6 protein-coding genes and 1 pseudogene are annotated in these 6175 nt (G+C 50.2%); 3 read left to right on the forward strand and 4 right to left on the reverse strand.

Going from position 1 to position 6175, the window contains the following annotated elements; all coding sequences use genetic code 11:
- Nucleotides 1–280 (reverse strand): annotated as a pseudogene (locus ABYW01_RS11610) (MBL fold metallo-hydrolase); the annotation flags it as partial.
- 72 nt (nucleotides 281–352) lie between these two features.
- Nucleotides 353–778, reverse strand: a complete 426-nt coding sequence (locus ABYW01_RS11615; protein ID WP_372832854.1) for a hypothetical protein — start codon at nucleotides 776–778, stop codon at nucleotides 353–355.
- Between the two features lie 271 nt (nucleotides 779–1049).
- Here ABYW01_RS11615 and ABYW01_RS11620 point away from each other — a divergent pair, with 271 nt between their 5' ends.
- On the forward strand, nucleotides 1050–1235 hold the full coding sequence (locus tag ABYW01_RS11620; RefSeq protein WP_193954802.1) for a hypothetical protein: 186 nt from the start codon (nucleotides 1050–1052) through the stop codon (nucleotides 1233–1235).
- A gap of 405 nt (nucleotides 1236–1640) precedes the next feature.
- On the opposite strand, the gene rpmG is transcribed toward ABYW01_RS11620, so the two are convergent.
- Nucleotides 1641–1808, reverse strand: coding sequence for a 50S ribosomal protein L33 (gene rpmG, locus ABYW01_RS11625; protein ID WP_193954803.1), 168 nt, complete (start codon nucleotides 1806–1808; stop codon nucleotides 1641–1643).
- An 11-nt stretch (nucleotides 1809–1819) separates the two neighbouring features.
- The gene (rpmB, locus tag ABYW01_RS11630; protein WP_372832855.1) at nucleotides 1820–2056 is read right to left on the reverse strand and encodes a 50S ribosomal protein L28; all 237 of its coding nucleotides are present in this window, start codon (nucleotides 2054–2056) and stop codon (nucleotides 1820–1822) included.
- A 470-nt stretch (nucleotides 2057–2526) separates the two neighbouring features.
- Here rpmB and ABYW01_RS11635 point away from each other — a divergent pair, with 470 nt between their 5' ends.
- Complete coding sequence (locus ABYW01_RS11635) at nucleotides 2527–5274, forward strand: EAL domain-containing protein (RefSeq protein WP_372832856.1); 2748 nt, start codon at nucleotides 2527–2529, stop codon at nucleotides 5272–5274.
- A 15-nt stretch (nucleotides 5275–5289) separates the two neighbouring features.
- Complete coding sequence (locus tag ABYW01_RS11640; RefSeq protein WP_372832858.1) at nucleotides 5290–6141, forward strand: HDOD domain-containing protein; 852 nt, start codon at nucleotides 5290–5292, stop codon at nucleotides 6139–6141.
- Nucleotides 6142–6175 lie beyond the last annotated feature (34 nt).

Consider the following 6175-nt stretch of genomic DNA (forward strand, 5'->3'; position numbering starts at 1 on the left):
CATAGGTTAACTTCTCCAACCCACCGTATTTGGCTACTTCGCGGGTTAACGCAGGCGACAGACTTTTATAATCATCGTCTACCATCAACATCCCCTGCTCACCCTTGAGCAGAGCGATATTGCCGCCTTTACCTTGTAACAGCAGAATCTGATCACTCACCTGAGTCGTTCGAAAAGAGGGAGTTTCAGCCTTATGACCGTGGCTTTCAGCCTGCGCGGCCAGTGGCACACTGCAGATCATCGCAGTTAACGCGGATACACACAGTTTTTTCAGATACATCAACTTTCCCTCCATTTGATTATTCGACTCCAACCCAACCGCTAATATAGCGACGGGGTTAATCATTGAACGTTATTTCAGATCCTTTATTACCATCTTTATCTGTAACCGAACTTCATCAATCTCTGCGACGATTTGATCAGACGAATCATTATCCTGGCCCAGTAGCTCCCAGTTTTCCCCCCAGGATAAACGCAGACCTTCAGCCTTTTCAGCCACCTTGGGCCCAATCAAACTGCTCAGATCAGAAATCAACCCCACTTTGATCCAGCCTTTGCGAGGGTTACCTTCCACTTCATCATGGTCGTAATGTGCCGCATATACCAGCTGCTCCAGCTCAGACAGTGTATTCAACACAGAAAATGCCGCCATACGGATATTGCTGTTATCTTCTGTCGCCTCCAGCCGCCACGCGTTGTAACTGAAGCCCAACAGCGAGAACATCACACTGAACACTGCAGTGAAATAATATACTTTTAGCTTCCGTCCCAGCTCCATAGTTCCCGCTCCGTTCTTGCACTTGCATCAGATTACATCATAAATACGTATCCTGATCATTCAGCACAGCATCACCAAGCAGATCTCGTCATCACATTGCTGTAATTGCATTCAATTGTGACAGTTTTATGAAGATTAATTGAATCATTTGACCCGGCCTCAACAGATATATTCTAATATGTATATACATTCAATATACAAACAATACGCGTTGGGTATCAGCTGCATTTGCTATATTCTTCAGCCACTGGACAGGCCCGAGACCAAACACATGAGTGGGAACAAGAAAGCAAAGAAAAAAAAGAACAGTCAGCTCGTCATCCGGATTAATGATCAGGAACGGGATAGCTTTGTCTCTTTATGCGAAGAACTGGATACCAGCGCGGCCCGCGAGATCCGTCGATTTATTCGCAAGTTTGTAGCAGAAAATAATACTGAATCTGACACTGAGGCCTGAAAACCTCAAGTGTTAGAGGTATCCGAGACAAAACCCACTCTCTAAGGAGCACTGACCGATGGCGAAGATCAAAGTCAAAGCAATCAAGAAAGATATCAAAGCACGCCAGGCTAAAATCGCTAAGCACGAAGGTAAGCTGAAGAAATTGAAGAAGCTGCTAAAAAAAGCGAAGTAATTCGCCGCAGTCACTGACCTAAAGAGGGGTGGTATTATATCCACTCCTTTTTATGCATCTTATAATCAGCACGAAACAGCACCCTCCTCCTCGCCCTCTGTGCTCCAACATTTAAGTTTTCGCCCTCAGGCTAGCGTCCCGCTCGTTAAAAAACCTACGACTTATACCGCCAGGCTTTTTTAGACATAAAAAAACCCGGCCAAGGCCGGGTTTTCTGAGAAGGAAAAATCTTATTTGATTTTAGCTTCTTTGTAGATCACGTGTTTGCGAACAACCGGGTCGTATTTTTTAAATTCGAACTTGTCCGGAGTGTTACGCTTGTTCTTCTGAGTGGTGTAGAAGTGACCAGTACCAGCAGAAGAAACCAGTTTGATTTTATCAGTAGCGCCTTTAGCCATGATGCAGCTCCTTAAACCTTGATACCGTTAGCACGAACTTCAGCCAGAACTACATCGATACCTTTCTTATCGATGATACGCATACCTTTAGAAGATACACGCAGGCGTACGAATTTGCTTTCGCTTTCTACCCAGAAACGGTGCCAGTGAAGGTTAGGCAGGAAACGACGACGAGTCTTACGCTGAGAGTGGGAAACGTTGTTCCCGGTTACTGGACGCTTGCCAGTGACCATGCAAACTTTAGCCATTGCTAAAAACCCTTTTAAATACAGTTAGATATACTTCTTATCATCGTAATTATCGAAACAACGTTCAACGCCTGCACTCTCAGGCTCATTATGTTGTTTCTCAGGCGGAGCGTCCTATACCGAGACAGAATACCATACCAGAGTGCGATAAGAGGTCGCGTATTATACATTAATCATTCACTAACTCCAGCATAAAAAGCGACTTTATAGCGAGTGACGACGCATGTTTTCAGGTCATTCACAAACGACGCCAGCGCCGTATGTCTAAAGCCCCGAAGTCGCTTCACCACTTTGATCACAGACCTCGCATTGCGACAACTTCAGATACCCAACATGCACAATTTTGTCACGTGCGTACCGCCCCCAATCTGAGCTAAACTGGCGGTCAGGATCGCAGCCCTCCTACATATAGGATAAGAGCCGTCCTCACATACCAATTTCTATTGTTGGACAGCCGGAAGTACAGCTGTATGCCTATCCCGAAATATTTGCGACAACTCTCTATTCTGACTCTGTTTCTCACGGTCGCGGTCTGGACGGCTCATTTCGTCTACAGCAGCCAGGAAGCCGAACACTCTCGGGAATTCGAAAAGCAAACAGATGCGCTTGCCAATCGCATCGAATCACAGATGCAACGCCTGTTCATCGCAATAGACGGCGTACGAGGCTTTGCGTCCACTCACCCCGCACTAAGCGCTGCACAATTTCGGGACTATCTCGACAGCGCCGACTTCTTCACTCAGTTTCCGGCAGTGCGAGCGATCGCGTACGCTCCTCGCATATCTGCTGATGACCTGCCTATGCTACAGCGCCGTTTGTTTAAAGATGCAGAACGTGAGCATCAGGGATACCCGGCGTTTAAGATCGAACCCGAGGGAGCGCGAGCCCAATACTTCCCAGCAGTACTGGTAGAGCCTCGTGAAGGCAATGACAATGTTTACGGTTTTGACCTCTGGGCGCATAAGCTTCGCCGGGCTGCCGCAGAACGTGCGCGTGACAGTGGGCAACCGATTCTATCGGCTCCGGTAACGCTCTCACAGGATAAAGCGTCCGGTTTAAAAGGCGTTCTTTTGCTCAGCCCGGTGTATTCCGCCGGGATCTCAACACTGAACACACGCGAACGCCGAGATGCCCATATCGGGTTTATCCCGGTAGGCCTTACCATCGCCTATGCCTTGCAGCACATTTTTGATGCAGACACACAGAATCAGCTGTACTTCAGCCTGCATGATTCAGGCCGGAACACCGGTTCTGCTAAAGCCCATTTGACGCAGTTGGATCTGCTGTACAGTAGCTTTCCTGAGGGCAAGACACCTATCGGAGGGGTGAACACCAGTAACAGGGCGACGATTAGTTTTGATATTGCAGGTCGAAGCTGGCAACTGATCACTGAACGTCGGCAACCATTGCACTGGACCGATCGCTATATCGTCCCCATATTGATTCTATTGCTGGGCCTCACTCTTGCCATCGGCGCGATCCGTCTGCTGGAAGATCTGCTGCTGCGCTGGCAGTCGGCCCATGAAAAGCTGCGCTTTGCCGAAAGTGAAGTAAACGCCTTCTTTGATATGTCAGTGGATATGTTCTGCGTCATTGGCTTTGATGGCTACTTTAAGCAGATAAACCCGGCATGGGTCGAAACGCTGAAGTTCGAGCAGGACTATCTGTTAACAACGCCGTTGCGTGAACTGATCCATCCAGATGATCTACAACGCTCGAACGTCGAAATGGTCCGCCTGCAACGTGGAGAACAAATCACCGATTTTCGTAACCGTTACCGCACCTATAAGGGTGACTATCGCTGGTTAAGCTGGCGGGGAACCGCATCACCGGATGACCAATTGATCTTTGCCGTTGCTCGCGATGTCACCAGTAAGATGGAAAACGAGGAACGGATACAAAAGCTGGCCTACTTTGATTCACTGACCGATCTGGCCAACCGCTCCCATTTTTTGGAACAGCTAAACCGCGAAATCAGTCAGGCAGCACGCCGTCAGAGTCCGCTGGCGATCTTTTATATCGATCTGGATGGCTTTAAAGATGTAAACGACAGCTTAGGTCACGACGCCGGAGATCAGCTATTGCAAGAGGTGGCAGCACGACTCAAGCAACAGCTGCGCTCCTCCGATTTTGCCGCACGCCTTGGCGGTGATGAATTTTGCATCCTGATCAATGACTTGTCAGACAATTACTCGGCAACCAGCACCGCCCAGCGCGTACTCAACGAGATCAGTAAACCGGTCATCCTCGGCACACGCACACTAACACCCAGAGCCAGTATCGGTATCGCCTACTTTCCCGATGACGGTAGCGACAGCAACAGTTTAATGAAAGCTGCAGATAGCGCGATGTATTCGGCGAAGAATGCCGGTAAGCATCGTTACGCATGTTACCAACCCCATATGACTGCGGAGGCCATGGAACGCCTGCAACTGGAACAGGATCTGCGTCAGGCCATCACCAACAATGAATTGGAACTGCATTATCAGCCTCAAATTTGCTTGAACAGCGGCACCTTAAAGGGCGTGGAAGCCCTGGTACGCTGGCGACATCCGGAAAAAGGCCTGATCATGCCGCAGCAGTTTATTGAGACAGCTGAACGCCTGCGCATCATTGATGCACTGGGGGAATGGGTACTCAAGACTGCGCTTGCGCAGACGGTTCGCTGGCACGAGACCAGCAAGGAGCGCTTCACCATTGCGGTTAACATCTCGCCACTGCACTTCGAGGATGAGCAGCTGTTAACCACCGTAAACCAGGCGTTAGAAGCATCAGGACTGCCACCCGAGTATCTCGAACTTGAGATCACTGAAACTCGCATTCTGCAGACCAAGGCCGGTCAGGCAAATGCCACTGCGCTGCGTCAAATGGGTGTCCATGTGGCGGTGGATGATTTTGGGACCGGATATTCCTCACTCACGTTGTTGCAAGATCTGGATATCGACACCATCAAAATTGACCGTTCCTTTATCGCCCCGCTGGCAGATAAGCCAGAAGCAGCTATATTGTTGGGCACGATTGTCGGTGCCGCGCATGCGTTTGGTGCCAAAGTCATCGCTGAAGGGGTTGAGACACTGGATCAGGCCCGCATTCTGCACGGCGTAGGATGCGACCTGGTACAAGGCTATTATTTCTGCCGACCGGTTCCAGCACTGGAGCTTCCGGCGACAGATCAATCCCTTTACCCGGACACCTCCACAGCCAAGCCTGTGGTATGAAGGACACTAAACTGCATGACTGACACCCTGACCTTAAACGGCCAGAGACTTCGTATCCCGGTACTCGCAACCGGCGCGACCTCACTGATGAAACAACTGTCAGACGACAATATTCCGTTTGAGCAGCTGGCATCCGTGATTGAGCAGTTTCCAAGTATCAGTATGCGCCTTATCGCACTGGCGAACTCCGCCTGGTCAGGTTCATCCGTTGAGGTCACCTCAGTGATGGATGCCTGCACCCGACTGGGTTTTAATGTGGTGCGCAGTACCAGCATCGCATTAGTTGTCTCTGCCCCCTTTGATCCACACCGTTGCCCCGCCTTTCAGCCCGTACGCTACTGGCAGGATTCTATGCTGCTCGCAGAAGCGGCGTTTGGTCTGACGCCTGAAGATAGGATGCCGTCCCCGCTCTGTTCACAAACCATGCGCACCCTGGGACTGCTACACAACCTGGGACTGCTCTGGCTCGCGGACAGCATGCCACAAGAAACACAGGCCGCCCTCCTGCTGAGTTCAGAAGACGATTCCCTAAGCGTGAGTGAAGCCCTGATTGAGACCTGCGGTTTTGACTACTGCACCGTGGCCGAAGCGCTCTGTCATGAATGGCACTTACCCGATGCAATGAGCCGCGTGCTGGCTCACCAAAATACCCCGGGGGACCGGGCTCAGTATTGGCAGGGCACTGAACTCTTGCGTATCAGCAAACAACTAATCAAAACTCTGGGCACAGCAACACCCGAATCATTGGCGCAGATAGACACTGATTCGCTGGGTATCGAGTTTGCCACTCTGCGATCAGAGTATCGCCGCCTGGAACAACTGCAACCTCGGATCAATGATCTGGCCAGCAGTCTGTTCCTGAGCTGAGTCATATTGAAAGCGCTTGCCTATCAGGCAACAG

It is taken from the genome of Pontibacterium sp., from assembly GCF_041587635.1.
Lineage (GTDB): Bacteria > Pseudomonadota > Gammaproteobacteria > Pseudomonadales > Balneatricaceae > Pontibacterium.

What these genes read in the sequence shown, in the direction of transcription:
- ABYW01_RS11615 (WP_372832854.1), bottom strand. Translation starts at nt 778, where the DNA reads ATGGAGCTGGGACGGAAGCTAAAAGTATATTATTTCACTGCAGTGTTC.
- ABYW01_RS11620 (WP_193954802.1), top strand. Translation starts at nt 1,050, where the DNA reads ATGAGTGGGAACAAGAAAGCAAAGAAAAAAAAGAACAGTCAGCTCGTC.
- rpmG (WP_193954803.1), bottom strand. Translation starts at nt 1,808, where the DNA reads ATGGCTAAAGGCGCTACTGATAAAATCAAACTGGTTTCTTCTGCTGGT.
- rpmB (WP_372832855.1), bottom strand. Translation starts at nt 2,056, where the DNA reads ATGGCTAAAGTTTGCATGGTCACTGGCAAGCGTCCAGTAACCGGGAAC.
- ABYW01_RS11635 (WP_372832856.1), top strand. Translation starts at nt 2,527, where the DNA reads ATGCCTATCCCGAAATATTTGCGACAACTCTCTATTCTGACTCTGTTT.
- ABYW01_RS11640 (WP_372832858.1), top strand. Translation starts at nt 5,290, where the DNA reads ATGACTGACACCCTGACCTTAAACGGCCAGAGACTTCGTATCCCGGTA.